The organism is Streptomyces sp. NPDC002867 (assembly GCF_053591895.1).
In genome coordinates, this window is the sequence record NZ_JBSFUR010000009.1 from 185,193 (window position 1) to 202,070 (window position 16,878).

The 16,878-nt window shown below is 73.3% G+C and carries 15 protein-coding genes; 1 reads left to right on the forward strand and 14 read right to left on the reverse strand.

All coding sequences use genetic code 11. From position 1 onward, the window contains the following. Window positions 1–657: a hypothetical protein gene (locus ACWD0A_RS12045; RefSeq protein WP_451297111.1), complete on the reverse strand. Its 657-nt coding sequence runs from the start codon at window positions 655–657 to the stop codon at window positions 1–3. Continuing rightward, complete coding sequence (locus tag ACWD0A_RS12050) at window positions 647–1,069, reverse strand: hypothetical protein (protein WP_451297113.1); 423 nt, start codon at window positions 1,067–1,069, stop codon at window positions 647–649. The genes ACWD0A_RS12045 and ACWD0A_RS12050 overlap by 11 nt, the downstream gene beginning before the upstream one ends. Window positions 1,070–1,576: 507 nt before the next feature. Between ACWD0A_RS12050 and ACWD0A_RS12055 the strand changes: the two genes are divergently transcribed. Next, window positions 1,577–1,798, forward strand: a complete 222-nt coding sequence (locus tag ACWD0A_RS12055) for a hypothetical protein (protein WP_177148189.1) — start codon at window positions 1,577–1,579, stop codon at window positions 1,796–1,798. 56 nt (window positions 1,799–1,854) lie between these two features. Here the strand turns inward: ACWD0A_RS12055 and ACWD0A_RS12060 are convergent, their stop codons facing one another. The 12 genes from ACWD0A_RS12060 to ACWD0A_RS12115 form a co-directional block, all read right to left on the reverse strand. Beyond that, window positions 1,855–4,071, reverse strand: a complete 2,217-nt coding sequence (locus ACWD0A_RS12060; protein ID WP_451297115.1) for a WD40/YVTN/BNR-like repeat-containing protein — start codon at window positions 4,069–4,071, stop codon at window positions 1,855–1,857. A gap of 170 nt (window positions 4,072–4,241) precedes the next feature. Continuing rightward, window positions 4,242–5,840, reverse strand: coding sequence for a polyamine aminopropyltransferase (locus tag ACWD0A_RS12065; RefSeq protein WP_451297117.1), 1,599 nt, complete (start codon window positions 5,838–5,840; stop codon window positions 4,242–4,244). Between the two features lie 6 nt (window positions 5,841–5,846). Further along, entirely contained in the window at window positions 5,847–6,284 is a 438-nt protein-coding gene (locus ACWD0A_RS12070; RefSeq protein WP_177148190.1) for a DUF350 domain-containing protein, read from the reverse strand. A gap of 55 nt (window positions 6,285–6,339) precedes the next feature. Further along, the gene (locus ACWD0A_RS12075) at window positions 6,340–6,741 is read right to left on the reverse strand and encodes a DUF4247 domain-containing protein (RefSeq protein ID WP_451297119.1); all 402 of its coding nucleotides are present in this window, start codon (window positions 6,739–6,741) and stop codon (window positions 6,340–6,342) included. Continuing rightward, complete coding sequence (locus ACWD0A_RS12080; protein ID WP_451297121.1) at window positions 6,738–7,232, reverse strand: DUF2617 family protein; 495 nt, start codon at window positions 7,230–7,232, stop codon at window positions 6,738–6,740. Before ACWD0A_RS12080 ends, ACWD0A_RS12075 begins: the two co-directional genes overlap by 4 nt. Before the next feature lie 265 nt (window positions 7,233–7,497). Next, window positions 7,498–7,707: a Trm112 family protein gene (locus tag ACWD0A_RS12085; protein WP_307716754.1), complete on the reverse strand. Its 210-nt coding sequence runs from the start codon at window positions 7,705–7,707 to the stop codon at window positions 7,498–7,500. 68 nt (window positions 7,708–7,775) lie between these two features. Continuing rightward, a complete protein-coding gene (locus ACWD0A_RS12090; RefSeq protein ID WP_451297123.1) occupies window positions 7,776–8,657 on the reverse strand; it encodes a hypothetical protein in 882 nt (293 codons plus the stop codon). Window positions 8,658–8,661: 4 nt separating this feature from the next. After that, window positions 8,662–9,381 (reverse strand): methyltransferase domain-containing protein, encoded by a 720-nt coding sequence (locus ACWD0A_RS12095; RefSeq protein ID WP_451297125.1) that lies wholly within the window; start codon window positions 9,379–9,381, stop codon window positions 8,662–8,664. After that, window positions 9,378–10,688: a condensation protein gene (locus ACWD0A_RS12100; protein WP_451297126.1), complete on the reverse strand. Its 1,311-nt coding sequence runs from the start codon at window positions 10,686–10,688 to the stop codon at window positions 9,378–9,380. The genes ACWD0A_RS12095 and ACWD0A_RS12100 overlap by 4 nt, the downstream gene beginning before the upstream one ends. Continuing rightward, the gene (locus ACWD0A_RS12105; protein ID WP_451297208.1) at window positions 10,688–14,866 is read right to left on the reverse strand and encodes an alpha-(1->3)-arabinofuranosyltransferase domain-containing protein; all 4,179 of its coding nucleotides are present in this window, start codon (window positions 14,864–14,866) and stop codon (window positions 10,688–10,690) included. The genes ACWD0A_RS12100 and ACWD0A_RS12105 overlap by 1 nt, the downstream gene beginning before the upstream one ends. Further along, the gene (locus tag ACWD0A_RS12110) at window positions 14,863–15,582 is read right to left on the reverse strand and encodes a class I SAM-dependent methyltransferase (RefSeq protein WP_451297128.1); all 720 of its coding nucleotides are present in this window, start codon (window positions 15,580–15,582) and stop codon (window positions 14,863–14,865) included. The genes ACWD0A_RS12105 and ACWD0A_RS12110 overlap by 4 nt, the downstream gene beginning before the upstream one ends. Continuing rightward, entirely contained in the window at window positions 15,579–16,784 is a 1,206-nt protein-coding gene (locus ACWD0A_RS12115; RefSeq protein WP_451297130.1) for a glycosyltransferase family 4 protein, read from the reverse strand. The genes ACWD0A_RS12110 and ACWD0A_RS12115 overlap by 4 nt, the downstream gene beginning before the upstream one ends. Between the last annotated feature and the right edge of the window lie 94 nt (window positions 16,785–16,878).

Sequence of the window (16,878 nt, forward strand, 5' to 3'; positions counted from 1 at the left end):
TCAGTTCCCCCCGGACTCACCCTGCTGCTGCGCCTGACGGGCGCGTTCCTCCGGCGACGGGCCGAAGGTCTCGTCCAGCGCCTGGTTCCACTGGTCGTCGGAGATGCCGAGTGCGTCGTTGAGCATTTCCGACTGCCGGCCGCCCCGGCCTTCGGTGAGGACGGTGCGGCCGGTGTCCTTCCAGGTCTGCCCCATCTCCTGACCGGCCCGGTCCCACGACTCGGCGCTCCAGTCCGGGTCCAGGTAGTCCGGCGTGAACACCTCTCCCCAGCCCTGCCGGGTGATCTCCTCCTCGGTGGCGTGCGGGTTGCCGCCCATCACGGAGTTGACGCCCACCTTCAGCGCACCCTCGACGTACTGGTCGTGCTCCCACTGGGTGCCCGCCGCCAGGCCGAGGCGGTTCGCGATCGCACTGGCGTCGCCCACCAGGGCGCGCACACCCCACTCCCAGCGCTCGCAGAAATCCTCGAAGTCGACCGAGAGGCCGTGGTGCCCGGCTTCCATCCCGGTCATCGACAGCTCCGAGAAGCCCTTGCCCATCACCGAACCGGTGGCGCCGCCGAGTTCACCGAGCTGGTCGATGGTCGCGCCCACGCCCTGCGTGAACTTCGCCACAGACGCCTTGTCGAAGCGCAGGTCAGCCCCATCACCGCCCATGGCCGCGCCCCTCCTCCGCCTCACCGGAGTCGACGGCGACGCCGTCCGGAACGATGCCGACAACCGGCGGGAAGAACATCGACCCGTCCTCGGTGGCGATGTCGACGGCAAGGCCTGCGGGCTCGTCCAGGGACGGCACGACCTCGTCGACGATGCGCGCGCCCAGCAGTGCCGCGTAGTCCATGGGCTGATCACCGGATGCGTGAAGCAGGGCGAACCGAGCCAGTGCGGCCTCGTCCGTGAACCCGCAGATCCACCGCACGCCGCCCGAATGCGCCGACCAGAGACCTCCGCTGGTCGTCGGCACCAGAAGGACCGAGCGCCGCATCTCACCGACCAGCGCACGAGGGTCACCGAGCCCCCTTCTTTGCTCGGCTATTCGCTCGGCGAGCGCTGTCCTGGCCTGCTCCACGGCCCCTCCCCCGTTGTAGGTGACTGATGACCGTAGATCATGACGCGTGCCGGGGGAGGGTTAGTTCCCCTGAAGCTTCGCTCGGGGCCGGACTCAGGGCACGGGCGTCGCCGGCCGATGCCCCGTCTCGCGGGCCGCCGCGAGGAAACCGCCGCCCTCGCCCCACGAACAGCACGACCCGGTCCCAGAGGCCGCGGCTCCTCCGCGGACCGGCGACGTCAGAGCTCCCCTCCACGCCCGCAGGACGCAGGGGGAGGACTTGCTATTGGGGGCGTCCCGTGGCGGAGCCCTGGCGACTGGCGACAACGCTGCGTGAGGGCGCTTCGCGTGCCCGAAGGGCTACGGAAGTGGGGCACCTCCGGCGCCGAAAGCGGTCGGGGCGCGTGTCAGGGCAGGCGAGCCAGACAAGATCGAAAGACGGGCGCCGGCTCCGCCGGAGGCCGCCGGGGAACCGAGGGCGGCCGGACAGGGCTCGTGACCCGCTCGGCGGGGCATACTTAGTCCACGATGACAAATCGATCCGCGCCGCGGCGCCACCTGCCCACCAGCCCCTTCGCAGCTCCAACCGATCCCGTGATCAAGGATTTCGCCCTCGGAGACCGCGTCTCCCACGACCGGCACGGCCTCGGAAAGATCGTCGGTCAGGAGGCCGCTGGTGCCTTTCTCGTCGACTTCGGTGCCTGCCAGACCCGCATCGTCAGCCCCTACAAGGGCATGCACAAGCTCTGACCACCCGTCCCCGGGGCACGGCCGCTCGGCGGCCGGGCCCCGGGGACGTACAGCGGTCAGCCGGTGGTGAGCTCGTAGAAGCCCCGGCCGAACGTGGCCGCGACCATGCGGTGGTGGCCGGCGTCGTACTCGATGTCGTCCACCGGGACCGCGGGCATGCCCCGGCCCAGGCGGAACCACTGCCGCCCGCCCGACGGGGACGTGAAAACACCCTGGTCGGTGCCGATGTACAGCACCTTGCCGCGCCCGACGACCAGATCGTTGACGGGTGCGTCCGGCAGGTTCCCCGACAGGTCCTTCCAGTGCCTGCCGCCGTCCGTGCTGCCGTAGACGTGGGCGAGTCCCGAGCCCGCGCGGTAGGCGGAGTGTGTGGTGTAGACCCGGTCGGGGTCGGCGGGATCGACGACGACGCGGGTCACCCAGGGCAGCCCCTCCGCCAGCTTGGTCCAGGTGGCGCCCAGGTTCCTGGTGACCCAGACCCGGCCGTCGTCGGTGCCGGCGTAGACGGTCCGGCCGTCACCGGCCGGGGCGATCGAGGTGATCGTCCCGTAGTTGGTGTAGATCGGGTCGGGCCCCGGGCCGCCGGACAGGTCCGGGCTGATGGCCTGCCAGGTCACACCGCCGTCCGTGGAGCGGTTGAGCACTTCGGCGCCGTAGTACAGGATCTTGGGGTTCCGCGGGTCGAGGACGACGGGCGTGAACCAGTTGCGCCGCTTGAAGGTCGTGCGGTCGGCGAAGTACGTCAGTGTGTCGCCGCCGTCGGTGGACCGGAAGCAGTTGCCGTACTGGTAACAGGCGTACACCTTGTTCACGTCGGTCGGGTCGATGACGTTCTCCTCGCCGTCCCCGCCGAGGTACTCGTTGAAGCCGTCCCCGCCCCAGGAGCGCAGCGAGCCGTTGTCCTGTGATCCGCCGGAGATGCGCGAGGTGTCCTGCGGGCTGATCGCCGCGCTGTAGAGCTGGGTGTACGGCTCGTGGCGGGCCTTGACCCAGCCGCCGTCCCCGTTCGCGTCCGAGCGGTAGACGCCGCCGTCGTTGCCCAGGTAGACCCGGCCCGGCCGGCGCGGGTCCCAGACCATCGCGTGGTGGTCGACATGGATGCTGGTGTCGTCGTACGTCCAGGTGGCGCCGGCGTCCTTGGTGGTCATCAGCGGTACGCCGGCGACGTGCACGTGCCGCGCGTCCTTCGGGTCGGCCCAGATCTTCCCGAACCACCATCCGAACGACGACTGCGACTCCGTGAGGTTCCTGTTCGCCGGGGTCCGGCTCCAGGTGTCGCCTCCGTCGGTGGAGGTGTAGAAGCCCTCGAAGGGGCCGCTGGTCCGGTTGACGATGGCGTACAGCCGCTCGCCCGCGACGGCGAGTCCTATCCGGCCCACCTCAGGGCCCGGTGCGGGCAGGCCGCCACCGAGGCGCTGCCAGGTCCTTCCGTCGTCGGTGCTGCGGAAGACGCCGGAGCCCGCGCCGCCGTAGGTGCGCAGCTCCGGCGTACGGCGGTGGTCCCACATCACGGCGTACAGTGTCGAGCCCTGGACGAACACCTCGGTGGCGCCGGTGAACGCATTGGCTCCCCCGAGAATCCGCCGCCAGGTGTCCCCGCCGTCGTCCGAGCGGTACACCCCCCGGTCGCCGCCGCCGTTGTAGAGCGAACCGGCCGCGGCCACATAGATGCGCCGCGGGTTGACGGGATCCACCGTGATCGCGCTGATCGCGCCGGAGTCGCGCAGCCCGATCGGGCGCCAGTGCTCGCCGCCGTCGGTGCTGCGGTACAGCCCGGTGCCCTCGTACGTGATGCTGCCGCCACCGGGGTTGGGCTCGCCGGTCCCCGCGTACAGGGTCCCGTCCGGGGCCGTGGCGACCGCTCCCATGGCCTGCGTCCAGTCGTCCGGCCACGCGGACTCGAAGGTCTGTCCGGCGTCCGTGCTGCGCCAGATCCCTCCGCTCGCCGCGGCGGCGTACACGGTGTCGGCCCGCTGCGGGTCGAGCGCCAGCGAGACGATCCGCCCGCCGATGCCGGTGGGTCCGACCGCCTTCCAGCGTCCGCCGACCGTGGGCAGCAGGCGTGCCTGCGCGGCGGCGTCCGCGTGGGCGTGGCGCGGGATCGGCTGTCCGGGCAGCGTCTTCTGCAGGTACCGGTACTCGGCTGGTGCGGCGGGCCCGCGGACCGGGCGGTACACGTCGGGCGGGCCCGGTGGTGCGGCGGCGGCCGGTGCCGCGATCACCGCGAGGCCCGCCGCAAGAGCTAAGACCAGCTGAAGGAGACGCTTGTGCATGGGCACCCTCTTCTTCGTCATGGCCATCTCAGGCCGTGCTGACGTTACGAGAGTCGGCGGCGCAACAGAAGGTCACGGACGGGACTTTGCGCCGTATGAGTCTCAAGAGGCCCGGTGTGGAGGCGTGTCGGGTGGGGGCCCGGGGCGGGCGGGCGACGCCGTGGACCGGATCAGTAGTTCTGCCACTCGTTGCTGGTGTACTCCAGGATCACGGGGTCCATCAGGGTGCTGGCCCGTACGTTCTGCGGGCGGCGGTCCACGGGGAAGACGGTGGCCGCCTCGAGGACGGCGCCGTCCAGGAAGCGCAGCGGCGGGGTGTCCTCGGCCAGGCGCAGGGGCGGCGGCGGCCCGTCCGTGCCGGGAGTCGCCAGGATGAAGCCCCAGTTGCCGAAGCTGGGGACATCCACCTGGTACTCGGTGGTGCGGTAGCCGGCCTCGCCGATCGTCGCGGCGATGGACCAGTACGACTTGGGGGCGAAGAAGGGGGAGCCGCCCTGCACCATGACCTGGCTGTACGGCTTCAGGACGTGGCGGAGCAGGTGGTAGAACTCGACGGAGTAGAGCTTGGCGAGCGCCGCGTTGTCCGGGTCGGGGAAGTCGATGACGACCGTGTCGTAGCGCCGGCCCGCGTCGCGCAGCCAGTTGAAGGCGTCCGCGTTGACGGCCGTGACCCTCGGGTCGTCGAGCGCCCGGCCGTTGAGCTCGCACAGCGGTGCGAAGGTGCGGGCGAGCCGCGTCATCGCCGGATCGAGGTCGACCAGCGTGACCGTCTCGACGTCGTCGTAGCGCAGGACCTCCCGCAGGGCCAGGGCGTCGCCGCCGCCCAGGATCAGCACGGAGGACCGCTTCGCGGACAGGGCGGGGTGGACGAGGGCCTCGTGGTAGCGGTACTCGTCGACGGACGAGAACTGGAGGTCGCCGTTGAGGAACAGCCGGGTGTCCGGCTCCCCGGTGAACGCGGTGGACCGGGTGACCACGATGTCCTGGTACGGCGTGGTCTCGGCGTGGATGATCGGGTCGCGGTAGAGCTGCTGCCGCGCGGTGACCTCGATGTCGTCCGCCAGCGCGTACACCGTGCCGAGTACGGCCAGGACGGCGGCCATGCCGGTCAGCAGCGCGATGCGCACGACCCGGCGGGTCTCGCGGCGGAAGATCCACAGGACGACGAGGACGCCCGCCACCGCGTTGACGGCGCCCACCACCAGGGCGCCCTTGAGCTGGCCGAAGGCCGGCAGGAGCAGCAGTGGGAAGCACAGACCGCCGACCAGGGCGCCGATGTAGTCCACGGCGAACATGTCGGCGACCGCGCTGCCTGCCTCCTGACGCCTGATCCGCTGAAGCAGCGTCATCAGCAGCGGTATCTCGGCCCCGATGAGGAGGCCGACGACGAAGGACACCACCACCATGGACGGCATGTAGATGCGCAGCCAGGCGAACGACACGTACAGGACGAGCACCGACAGCCCGCCGGCGAGCGCGAGCAGGCCCTCGACGAGGGCGAACGCGCCGACCGCGCGCCGCTGGAGCGGTTTGGCCGCCAGCGATCCGACGCCCATGGCGAACACCATGACGGAGATGACCACGGAGGTCTGCATCACGGAGTTGCCGATGAGGTAGCTGCCCAGCGCGGTGAGCGCCAGTTCGTAGACGAGGCCGCAGGCCGCGCAGAGGAACACCGAGAAGAGCAGCAGGAAGCGCGCCCCCCGCGAGCGGGTCGCGGGAGGGCGGGCGGCGGCCGTGGTGGTGCGGTCGAGCGTGGTGGTGCCCATGCGTGGTTACGAGACGGCGGCGCCGACCATGAAGGCCGTGCCGATGTACATCGCGGCCTGGACCCAGGCGGCGGGGTGGGGGCGGTCCCCGTTGTCGTCGAGCACGGCGTGACCGAGGCGGCCCGGGGTCAGCAGACCCACGACGCAGGAGATGAACGTCATCACGGCGACGCCCGCGAGGCCGTACAGCAGGGTACTGAACAGGCCGAGGCCCAGGCCCAGTTCGGACTCGCTCGCCCTGATGGACTGGTCGATGACGAGGCCGATGGCGATCGTCTGGCCGGCGAGCAGGACCGCGGCGCCGCGGTTGCGCTCGGTCCAGACCACGTGGAGGAGCTTGCCGGGGGTCACGAGGTCGAGTGCGATGAAGCCGACCGCCATCACGATGAAGCCGACCAGGCCGTAGAGCAGGGCGGTGCCTGCCGACTCGAGGATCTCTGCCACGGGGGTGCCTTTCGGGGACGTCGTCGGTGAGTTCGGGTGGGTGGACCTGGTGCGGTTACTTGCCGGAGCCGGGGCCGCCGCCGCGGAACGCGTCGCTGTCCGGGTCCGGCCACACGTTGCCGATACGGGACTTCCAGCGGCGGTGGCCGTCGCGGTAGTCGTCGATCTCGATCATGCTGCCGCTCTGGTGGGGGGTGATCGCGACGATGTCGTCGCGGTAGCGGAGGAACACGTGGCCGTCGTCCTCGAGGCGGTCCTCGGCCGCGGTGTGCCCGTGGATCTCGTCCCCGACCGCGGCCGGCGTGTCGAGGCTGTCGGTGTACGTCGGTCCGACGCCGTCGTACTCCTGGTGGATCCACGACCTCGGCACGTCGTTGACGTCGTCGGACTCACCGGCACAGGCGGTGAGCGCGACCGTGGCGAGCATCGTCACGCTGATGAGTCGGGCGGTCTTCATCGGGCCTCCAGCCGGGTGTGCGTCGCCACGATCTGGCGGCTCTGCGGATAGGTGTGCCAAGTGCGCCAGCTCAGTCCGGTGGCGTGCCGGTCGACGGTCAGCGCGGTGACGGCTTCGGGGGAGCCCGGGAAGATCCCGTACAGCGCCTCGGGGTTCCCGTCCGACCGGCTGCGGATCCATGCCACCCGGTTGCTGAACCCGGCCGAGGTGAAGCGCCGGACGCGCGCGGCGAAGTGGTAGGTCCAGTCGTCGAACTCCCGCACCGTCGTCCGGGGCAGACCTCCCGCGACGCCGGGGAGGCAGGCCACGGTCTCCCGGACCGGCCCGGCGAAGACCTGATGGGAGGCGCCCAGGAGTCTGAGCTGGACGTCGAGCCCGCCGACCGTCAGATCGCGTACCGCGAGCGCGTCGAGCGCGGGCAGGACCAGTGAGAAGGAGAGCTGGTCCGCATCGGTGTCCAGATACGAGGTCGTCAGTGCTATGCCGCTCACGTACCGCTGCCCGCCCGGGGGTCGGATACGGCAGCCCCGGCGGGGCGCCCTCCTGGCGCGGGCGTCCGCTCCCGGCGACCGGCACCGGAGACGGATCCGGTGGCGAGGACGGCGGACTGGGGCTTCAACGATGATCCCTACGACGTGGAACGGGCAATGAGCGCGCTGAGTATGGCACAGGCGTTCCGCGTCACAGCGCGGGGGTGGTCCCCGCGATCCCGGTCGGCGGGCGGCGGGCCCGGGGGCCGCGCCGCCGCCGGGGCGGTCAGCCGGCGGCCGCCCGCACGAAGCGCTCGTGGTCGTCCGCGCAGACCTTGCTCCCGGAGGAGGGCAGCAGCTGCGGAATGCCGTCCACGATCGGGTAACTCAGCTGGAGACGCGGGTTGTACAGCACGTTCTCACCGGCCGGCAGCGTCAGCGGCCCCTTGTCCAGCGGGCAGGCCAGGATCCGCAGCAGCGGGTCGTCGGGGTTCATGGGACGGGCTCCTCGTTCTCGTGGGCGGTACGGGTGGTACGGGTGGTACGGGTGGTACGGCGGCGGGGTCAGGTCTGCGGGTCGTGGCGCGGCATGGCCAGCAGCACGGACAGCGCCAGCGCGGTGCCTGCCACCCGCAAGGTCAGCAGCAGCGGGTCGTCCGGCAGACGTTCCCCGAAGGTCAGCGTCCCGAGCACCGCCGTGAACAGGCAGGTGACCGTCGTGCAGACGGGCACGATCAGGGAGGCCCTGCACCGCTGCAGCGCGGCCTGCGACATGACGAGACCGGCGACGGCCGTGAACAGCAGCAGATACGGATAGGGGGAGGCGAACAGCGACCGCGCCGCCTCACCGACGCCCGCGCCCGTCAGTCGGCCGGACGCGCCCTTGATCGCCAGCGAACTGACCCCGTACAGCAGCCCGACGGCCACCCCGTACCCGATGCCGTTCGTCGGCACCCGGTGCCGCCTTCTCGCCCGCGCCTCCACGCGCCCGTACAGCCACACCCCGCCCGCGAGCGACGGCACGCACACGAGGAGCACCAGTGTCCACGGAGCGCCGGTGCTCACGACGTCCTCGCCCTCGCGGACCGAGGCGACGACCATCAGCAGGGCGACGAGCACGGCGCCGAGCGCGTAGCGTTCCCGGCCGGAGGGCTGTTCGCCGAGCACGGCGGACGACAGCAGCAGGAGCAGGACGAGACCGGAGACGAAGATGCCCTGCGCGGCCGCGATCGGCAGCGCACGGTAGACGATCAGCTGGGCGACGAACCCGGCGGCGAGCGCCAGCGCCCCGGCGATCCACAGGGGGCTCGCCAGCAGCACCGCGACGACGCGCGCGGGCCGCCGGGCCGACAGGGCGGGCAGGCCGCCGAGCGCCCGTTTCTCCAGCACGAAGCCCACGCTGTACAGCACGTTGGCCAGCAGTGCCGCGCCCACACCCCACCACATGCCGCTACCTCCGCCGGGCGTGGGCCAGCAGGATGGACGACGCCGAGGGCACGGCGCAGGCAGCCCGGTCCAGCAGCCGCAGCCCGCGCGGCACCCCGTGGAACGGAGCGCCCGCGATCCGCACGACCTCGAAACCGGACGCGGTGAGGAAGGAACGCAGCGCACGGGCGGTGTACAGCCGCAGATGGCCGACCACTTCGCGGCCCGGCCGGCCGTGAATGCCGCGCAGGCTCACCTCCGAGAAGACGGGCTGCCATCCGGCGAGCAGCAGCGCGCGGTTGTACCAGGCGGCCAGGTTCGGGGTGGACAGCATCAGATGACCGCCGGGCCGCAGGATCCGCCGCAGCTCGTCCAGCGCCGAGTCGGGGTCGGCGAGATGCTCGACGACCTCGCTGAACAGCACGGCGTCCGCGCAGCCGTCGGCGAACGGAAGGCCGCCGTCGCCCAGTTCGCCGCGTACCGCGTGCGCGAGCCGGGGCCGGGCCCGGCGCAGGGCGTCCTGCGACCAGTCGACACCGACGATCCGGTGTCCCGCGAGGACCGGGGCCGCGGTGGCGGCCGCACTGCCGTCCCCGCAGCCGACGTCGACGACGAGTGCGCCCGGTACGCCGAGCGCCCGGGCCAGCAGCCGCGCCTGGCGCCTGCTGCGCGCGTCGCCCGACGCCACCGGAACGGCGGGGTTCTCGTAGAAGGCACGCAGGCCCGAGGGAGCGGTGCCGCTCACAGGGCCTCCGTATCCGTCGCCGCCAGACGGCGGGCGAACACGTCGCGCAACCGCAGCCCGTCGTCGTCGCCCAGCAGCGCCCGCGACCAGCGCAGTACGAGGTGCAGCCGGCCGCCCGTGGACGCCGTGGTGACGGTCAGACCCCGCGGCATCCTGGCGGGTGCCGAGAACCAGACGGCACTGGCGCGGCCGGCCTCGCCGAAGTCCAGGGGATAGGGGACCCGGCCGATGTTGCTGAGCAGCGTCGTGGACGTCCACGGCGAGGCCAGCCGCGTCAGACCCCGGGTCGTCGCGGCCCTCGCGCCGACGGGCAGCACCGGCGCGGTCAACAGGGACGCGCCGCGCCCCAGTGGGGGGCGGGGCCGCGCCTTGAGGGCGCGGGTGCGGTCCGCGGTGAGCCGCAGGAGGACGCCCATGTCGGCGCCGGCCGCCACTTCCGCTGCCGTGAAGCCGACCTCGACCAGGCGGGTGCCGTTGCCGATCGGCATCTCGGGACCGCGGCTGCGGTCGTCGACGGGCATCGTGATGCGCAGCGGGCGCTCGGGCGCGCCGTGCTCGCGGTTCCAGTCGGCGACGGTCAGGGCCGTGGCGGCCATCAGCTGGTCGTTGACCGTGTACGGAGCGCCCGGCTCCCGCCGCGGCACGGGCAGTTCGGCGACGAGCATCGCGTTGCCGGGCACCGGCCCCGGTCTGCCCGCGGCGACCCGGGCGGGTCTGGCCAGTACGGGCGTACGGGCCGCCCTCCGCTCCGGTGCGGCCAGGGGCCGGACCGGGGACGGCACGACAGGGGCCGGGCGGCCGCTGAGGAGCTCCGCCGCGGTCGCCGCGATCCGCAGGCACGACGGGCCGTCGAGCGCCGTGTGGTGCACCGTGAACAGGAGCACGCAGCCCGGCGTTCCCGGCTCCTCCACGACCTCCAGGCGCAGCGGAGGGGACGCCGACAGCGGCGGCGCCGCGGTGAGCGCGCGTGCACGGGCGAGCGCGAGGGCGCCGGATACGGGTGGCGGGACGGAGACGACGTCGGTGTCGGGCCCGTCCGTCAGCTCCCACTCGTAGCGCCGCGCGAACGGGCCGTGTGCCCGCTCCCGCATCAGTGCCCGCGGGTGCCGGCGCAGCGCATGGGCGAACGCCTCGCGCAGCCGGTCCGGTGACAGGCGGCCCGGCAGGTGGATCTCGATGTGCACGGTGTTGGGCTCGGAGGAATCCATGCAGTGCCGTGCCACCTCGTCGACGACCGGGAACGGCACGCGGGCCAGCGGTCCCCGCGCGGCTGCTCCGGCGGCGGACGATTCTTGAACGGTGGCCATCAGACCCTCCCTCGGTCGTGGTGGGGCGCGTGCCCGCCGCCTTCCGCCGGCCCGGTGGCCCGGTGGGCCCCGCTCCCGCGTTCCCGGCCCACCGTCACCAGTGCGGCGAACAGCGCGGTCAGGGCGAGGAGTTGGGCCACCGGTCCGTACGCCCCCCGGCCCAGCGCGGCCGCCTCCCCGCTGCCGGCGACGGCCGCGACACCGGCACCGGCCATGGCCGCGAACGCGAGCGGACCGAGGACCGCCGGGCGCAGCCACGCCACGACCGCGAGCAGGGGCACCACCGCGGCGACCGGACCGGCGACCACCGCACCCGCCAGCGTCAGCGCGACGGTGCCGAGCAGCAGCCCGGGGCCGGGCGGCGCCGCCTGTTCCGGCAGCGCCGGCGCGGCGGGGGAGCGGCGGCGGACGAGGGCGAGTGCGGCCAGCAGGACCAGCAGCGCCCCGGCGACGATCATCCCGGCGTCGTACAGGCGCGAGGGCTCGTAGAGGAGCGTCACCGTGCCGCCCTGACCGGCCGGGACGAGCCATGCCTGCTGCCAGCCGTCGATCCGCAGCGGCGTCAGCTCCCTGCCGTTCAGTGCGGCCTTCCAGCCCGCGTTGTGGTTCTCGTGGATCTGGAGGTACGAGGCCTCTCCCGCGCCCACCCGCACCGTGCGGCGGTCGCCGCCGCCCGAGACGGTCTCCACCCGGCGGGGCGTGCCGGCCGCGGCCCGCGACGGCCCGGTGGCGAGCGTGATCCCGGTGACGGCCAGCGGGCCGGTGTCCCCGGCCTCGACCGTGTGCGTGCCGCGGTCGAGCGGCACACGCCCGCCCTTGGTGCAGAGCGAGACGGCGACCGGGCGGCGCTCGGTCAGATCCCGTACCCGCCCCTCGGCGCGTGTCTCGAGGAACTGTCCGTCGACCGACACGATCGGTCCCTTGCCGCACGGCAGCCTGAACGTCTTGTCCGGGTCCGGCTGCGGCGCGCGGAACTTCTCCAGGGCCGGGATGTGCACCTCGCTCAGCCCGACCGGGAGCTGCAACCGGTCGTCGGCGACCGGGTTGTGGAGTGTCAGCGGGGCCACCCGCGAGATCGTGATGTCCATGCGGTCGGTGGTGACGGGGGAGAACCGCGCCATGCCGTTCTCGTCCACCGCCGCCACCGCCGTCCCGTCGGGAGAGCTGATCTGCACCTGCTCGGGCCGGGTGGCCAGCCCCCCGGCCGCCGCGAAGACGATCTCGCCGACCGCTGTCCTCTTCGGCCAGGACAGGTGCAGGACGGGGCGTTCACCGGCGACCCAGGCCGTGGTCAGATCGCCGTCGGTGAGGTTGCGGGGGCTCAGGTTCGTGCCGAGGCGCGCCGTGGAGTCCGCGCTCACGAGAATCTTGTCGCGTTGTCCGGTGAGGCCGAACAGCAGCTCGTCGAGCGCGTCGCCCGGCACGGGCAGCGCGGTCGCGCGCACCGCGTAGTCGCCGGGGCGGGCGGCGTCGAACTGCCGGTGCAGCCCCACCTCGGCGGGCACCGCGGACAGTCCGCCCGGATCGCTGCCGCGCCGCAGCGAGTAGACGACGGAGCCCGCGCCGTCGCGCGGAGCGTCGGCGGGCAGCTCCAGCATCCGGGTCACCTGCACACCGGGCACCGAGATCTCCGTGAATCCCGCGCCGGTCAGGCCGGGGCGGCCCTGCTGGGAGTCCAGGATCGTCACCTTGAGCCACCGTGCGTCGCCCTCGGGGGCGGCCACCTGCTGGGCGGTTCCGTCCGGCCGCAGCGGCGACACCCTGCTGCCCCGGTCGGTCTCCACCCGCACCGACGTGGGCGCCGCGCGTACGTTGCCACTGGGCAGCGGGGTCATGGACAGCGTCGCGGGCATCCGCGTGGGGCCGGTGAACGCGATGCGCACCCACTCGCCCTCCGGTGAGCCCGGCGATCCCTCCGCCCAGCCCGTGTCGGGATTGCCGTCGAAGGCGTTCACCGGGTCGTACTGGGGCAGGTGGAACAGCCAGTTCCCCACGGAGGACGCGCTGACGGACGCGGCCCCCCGCAGCACGGCCGTCGTCCGGTGTCGCTCCGCCGTCAGGGGCAGGATCTGCCGCGGCTGCGCGCCCGGGTCCTGCGCCGCGTTCTCCGGGTTGCGCTCCTGACGCGTGTACGTGTGCGACGTGTGCGAATTGACCAGCCCGAACCGGGTGTCGGCACGGCGCATCCCGTCGCCCGCCGCGTACAGGGAAGGACGGTCCACCCCGGGATGCGCGTCTCCCGCGAGGACGGCGGGCCGCCCGGTGAGGGCGCCGTCGGCGGACAGCGGCAGCAGGGTCTCCGGCCCGCCGCTGACCACCGCCGTCGACGCCACCGGCGTCATCCGTGCCCTGCCGGGGCGGGCGGTCCCGGCGGGCGGCTCGTAGACCTCCACCGCGCGCTGGCGCGGGAACAGGCCCTCGACCTGCACGGGGGTGTCGTCCGCGATGCGCCCGCCCGTGAGCACCGGACCGAACCCGGTGACCCGCTTGTACCCGGACGCCTCCAGCGTGCGCTTCACCGTCGTGGTGGGGACGTGACCGATCTGGTCCGGGTCGAGGTCGTTGCGCACGACGACGTGGTGGAGACCCGCGCGGCCCAGGAACTCGCTCAGGCCGGGCACTTCGCCGCCCGACGTCAGCGCCTGCTCCACCGCGTCCATGGCCCGCCGGTTGCCGGGAGTGCCGAAGGGCACGTAGTCGCGCTGCGCCCAGGGCGAGCGGGCGAGGACGTCCAGCGGCTGGTCGATGGGCGAGCCCCAGGTGTAGAGGCCGTGCGCGGTCGCCGGCACGACGAGCGCCCGGTCCTCGGGCGAGTTCTCGGCCAGCCAGTCGGCGGTCGTCTCCCAGTACGCGGGCAGCTGCCGGAACGAACCGGGCTGCAGGATCGAGCCGTTGACGTAGGGCCAGCAGAGGCCGGGCAGCACGAGGGCGGCCGCCGCCGCGGGCGCGAGGCGCCGGGCGCGGGCGGGCACGGTGCGCGGCACGACGGCCGTGAGGTGCATCAGCCCGAGGGCGAGCGCCAGCGCCAGTCCGGTCTGGAACTTGTAGATGTTCCGGAACGGCACCAGCGGCCCGTTCAGCCAGCCCTGCACCGTCTCGTGGAACGGGCCGCCCAGCGCGCCGCCGTACCCGGCGAGGGTCACGAGGGCGACCGTCAGCACGGTCAGCACCAGCCAGCGCCGCTCGGGGAGATCACGCCGCGCGAGACCGGCGAGTCCGAGCGCGGCCGCGAGCGCCGATCCGGCGATCACCAGGGCCGAGGTGGCGACGGTCCAGCCGGCGGGCAGCCAGGCCTCCCCGAAGTTCAGGTAGCCGACCCAGTTGCCCGCGCCGCGCAGCACCTCGGTCGCCGACATCGTCGCGGTGGTGGTCTGTGACGTCTCCACGTACGGCATGAAGTTCTCGCCGTACGTGCCGAGCAGCAGCAGCGGCACGATCCACCAGGCGGTCGCGAGGACCACGCACGGGGTCCACCAGGCGATCAGCGCGCGCTTGCGTGGCCCGGCCGGCCGGCACAGCAGGTACAGGCCCACGGGCAGCAGCGAGGCGAGGGTGGACGCGGCGTTCACACCGCCCATGAGGGGGATGATCAGCGCGGAGCGGGCAGCGGCGGTCCGGGGGCTCGTGCGGGGGTCGGTCAGCGGCAGCAGCACCCACGGGAGCAGCGCGCCGGGGAGGGCGGCGGCCGAGGTCGAGCCGACGACGATGGTGTACGTCGGCCACAGGGCGTACACCGCGGCACCGAGCAGCCGGGTCGCGGCGGAGCCGGTGCCCAGGCGCTCGGCCAGGCGCAGCGCACCCCAGAAGGCCGTGGTGACCACCAGCGAGAGCCACAGCCGTTCGGCGAGCCACACGGGCAGCCGCACGAGGTCGGCGACCGCGTGGAACGGGAGCATCGGGATCAGATAGCCGGCGTACTGGTCAGCGATGCCGCCGAACACGGCCCGGTCATGCCACAACTGGCCCAGGTCGCGGAGGAACTGCCAGGGGTCGGCCACGACGCCGAGCTTCGTCTCGAACGTCATCCGCCCCGGCGAGACGGCGAGGAACGCGACGAGGACCGCGGCCCAGAAGCCGAGCAGCCAGCGGCGCGAGCGCCGCGGCGGGGGCGGCGGACCGGGCGGCGGGGGGCCGGCCGCGGGGGAGGCGGGCGGGCGGGCGTGCACAGCGCTGGTCATGGACACCGCCGGAGGATGAGGAGGAGGTTCCAGGTGGCGAACTCGCGCAGCCCCGGCACGAGCGGGACGAGCTGGGGGACGACGGGCCAGTACCGCGACCGCGCGGAGACGATCTCCACGTCGCCGCGGCCCCTGACGTGCCGCAGGGTCGCGCCCACGCCGACGGCGAACAGGTTCTCCCCGAGGCGGTGCTTGGCCGGCCGGCCCGTCCGCCGCTCGTAGCGGGCCCGGGCACGCTCGGCACCGAGGTAGTGCCAGGGCGCCCACTCGTGACCGCCCCACGGGGACAGCCAGTTGGTGAACGAGACGTAGATCAGCCCGCCGGGACGGGTGACCCGCACCATCTCGCTGAGGAAGGTGCGCGGGTCGGACACATGCTCCAGCACGTTGGACGAGAAGCACACGTCGGCCGCGCCGTCGGCGAGCGGCAGCAGATAGCCGTCCGCCACGACCGTGCCCGCACCCGGCTCGGCGGCGAGCTCCGCCGGGTCCGGTTCGAACAGGTAGCTGTGGGCGCCGCGCCTGCGGAACTCCCGCGTGAAGTACCCGCGTCCGCCGCCGACGTCGACGACGACGCGGCCGCTCAGCGCCATGTGGCGTTCCACCTGGTCGGCCGCGTCCCGCGCCAGCAGGCGGTAGGCGGTACGGGGATCGTCCTGTTCGCGGAGGAAGGCCCGGAAGAGGGTGAGGGAGCGGCGGAACGACGGATCCCTCACCTGCGCGCGCCCGTCGTCCCGGCGCCGCCGCCCTGGGCGGCGGCGCGCTCCACGGCCTCGGCCGCCACCGTCGCGAACCGCCGTACGGTGCTGTTCCAGTGGAAGGCGGCGGCGTGCTCGGCCGCGGCCTTTCCCATGCCCTCACGCCGGTCGTCGTCGAGCGCCAGAGTGCACCACGCGGCCGCGAACGACGACTCGCCGCCGACGAGAACGCCGGTGACGCCGTTGTCGACCGAGTCCCGCAGGCCCGGCACGTCGAAGCCGAGGGCCGGCGTGCCGCGCGCCCCGGCCTCGGTCACCACGAGCCCCCAGCCCTCGACGGCCGCGGGGTGCAGCAGGAGCCAGGAGGCGCACAGCAGCCGGTGCTTCTCCTCCTCCGTGACATGGCCGGTGAACTCGACGGACGGGCCCGCGAGGCGTTCGAGCCGCTGCCGTTCGGGGCCGTCGCCGACGATGACGAGCCTGCCGCCGGTCACCGGACGGACCCGTTCCCACAGCCGCAGCAGGAGGTCGATGCGCTTGTAGTCGACCAGCCGGCCCAGAGCCAGGAAGAGCGGCGTCGTGGAGCGAGGCGTGCGCACCTCGGGCTCGTGGACCCCGTTGTGCACCACGCGGATCTGCTGCGGCTCCACGCCGATCGCCCGCAGCGCGTCCGCCGTGGACGGGGAGACGGCGACCAGGAGGTTGTCCCGGTGCGCCCGCGCCAGGGCCCAGTGCTCCAGCAGCCGCCCGGCCCGGGCGACGGGCGCGGGGAAGCGCATGTCCCACAGCTCGGTGTGCACATGGTTGACCAGGCACAGGGTGGGACCGCGGTGCCACAGCGGTGTCAGGTACGGCATCCCGTTGCAGACCTCGACGAGCAGATCGCACGCGCCGATCTGCCGGGCGAAGGCCGAACGGGCGCCGGCGTAGTGCCCGAGCGCGCTGCCCGCCGACACGACGCGGTAGGGCCGCCGGTGTCCGGCGGGGCCGCCGCACAGCAGGGTGACGTCGTGGCCGCGGTCGGTGAGACCGCCGGCGAGCCGGTCGATCAGCAGCTCGGAGCCGCCGGCGGCGGGGTTGTCCAGGTCGCGGTGGGCGAGGAAGACGATGCGGCGGGGCGGCCCGGGGTCGTGCGGTGCGGCCAGGGAGCGGCCGAGCGGGTGCCGGTGCGGGTGCCGTCCGGCGTCGAGCAGTGGGGGAGGGGGTACGTGCTGGGGCATGCGTGCTCCAACTCGTGTCGCTGTGTGGGAGGTTGAGGGGAAGCGGCACAGAGGTCGCAAGGTGGGGGAAGGTGACCGGGTGGGGCCGTGCTCT

Coding starts and splice junctions, on each gene's coding strand:
- ACWD0A_RS12045 (WP_451297111.1), bottom strand. CDS start 657: ATGGGCGGTGATGGGGCTGACCTGCGCTTCGACAAGGCGTCTGTGGCG.
- ACWD0A_RS12055 (WP_177148189.1), top strand. CDS start 1,577: ATGACAAATCGATCCGCGCCGCGGCGCCACCTGCCCACCAGCCCCTTC.
- ACWD0A_RS12060 (WP_451297115.1), bottom strand. CDS start 4,071: ATGCACAAGCGTCTCCTTCAGCTGGTCTTAGCTCTTGCGGCGGGCCTC.
- ACWD0A_RS12065 (WP_451297117.1), bottom strand. CDS start 5,840: ATGGGCACCACCACGCTCGACCGCACCACCACGGCCGCCGCCCGCCCT.
- ACWD0A_RS12075 (WP_451297119.1), bottom strand. CDS start 6,741: ATGAAGACCGCCCGACTCATCAGCGTGACGATGCTCGCCACGGTCGCG.
- ACWD0A_RS12085 (WP_307716754.1), bottom strand. CDS start 7,707: ATGAACCCCGACGACCCGCTGCTGCGGATCCTGGCCTGCCCGCTGGAC.
- ACWD0A_RS12090 (WP_451297123.1), bottom strand. CDS start 8,657: ATGTGGTGGGGTGTGGGCGCGGCACTGCTGGCCAACGTGCTGTACAGC.
- ACWD0A_RS12100 (WP_451297126.1), bottom strand. CDS start 10,688: ATGGCCACCGTTCAAGAATCGTCCGCCGCCGGAGCAGCCGCGCGGGGA.
- ACWD0A_RS12105 (WP_451297208.1), bottom strand. CDS start 14,866: ATGACCAGCGCTGTGCACGCCCGCCCGCCCGCCTCCCCCGCGGCCGGC.
- ACWD0A_RS12115 (WP_451297130.1), bottom strand. CDS start 16,784: ATGCCCCAGCACGTACCCCCTCCCCCACTGCTCGACGCCGGACGGCAC.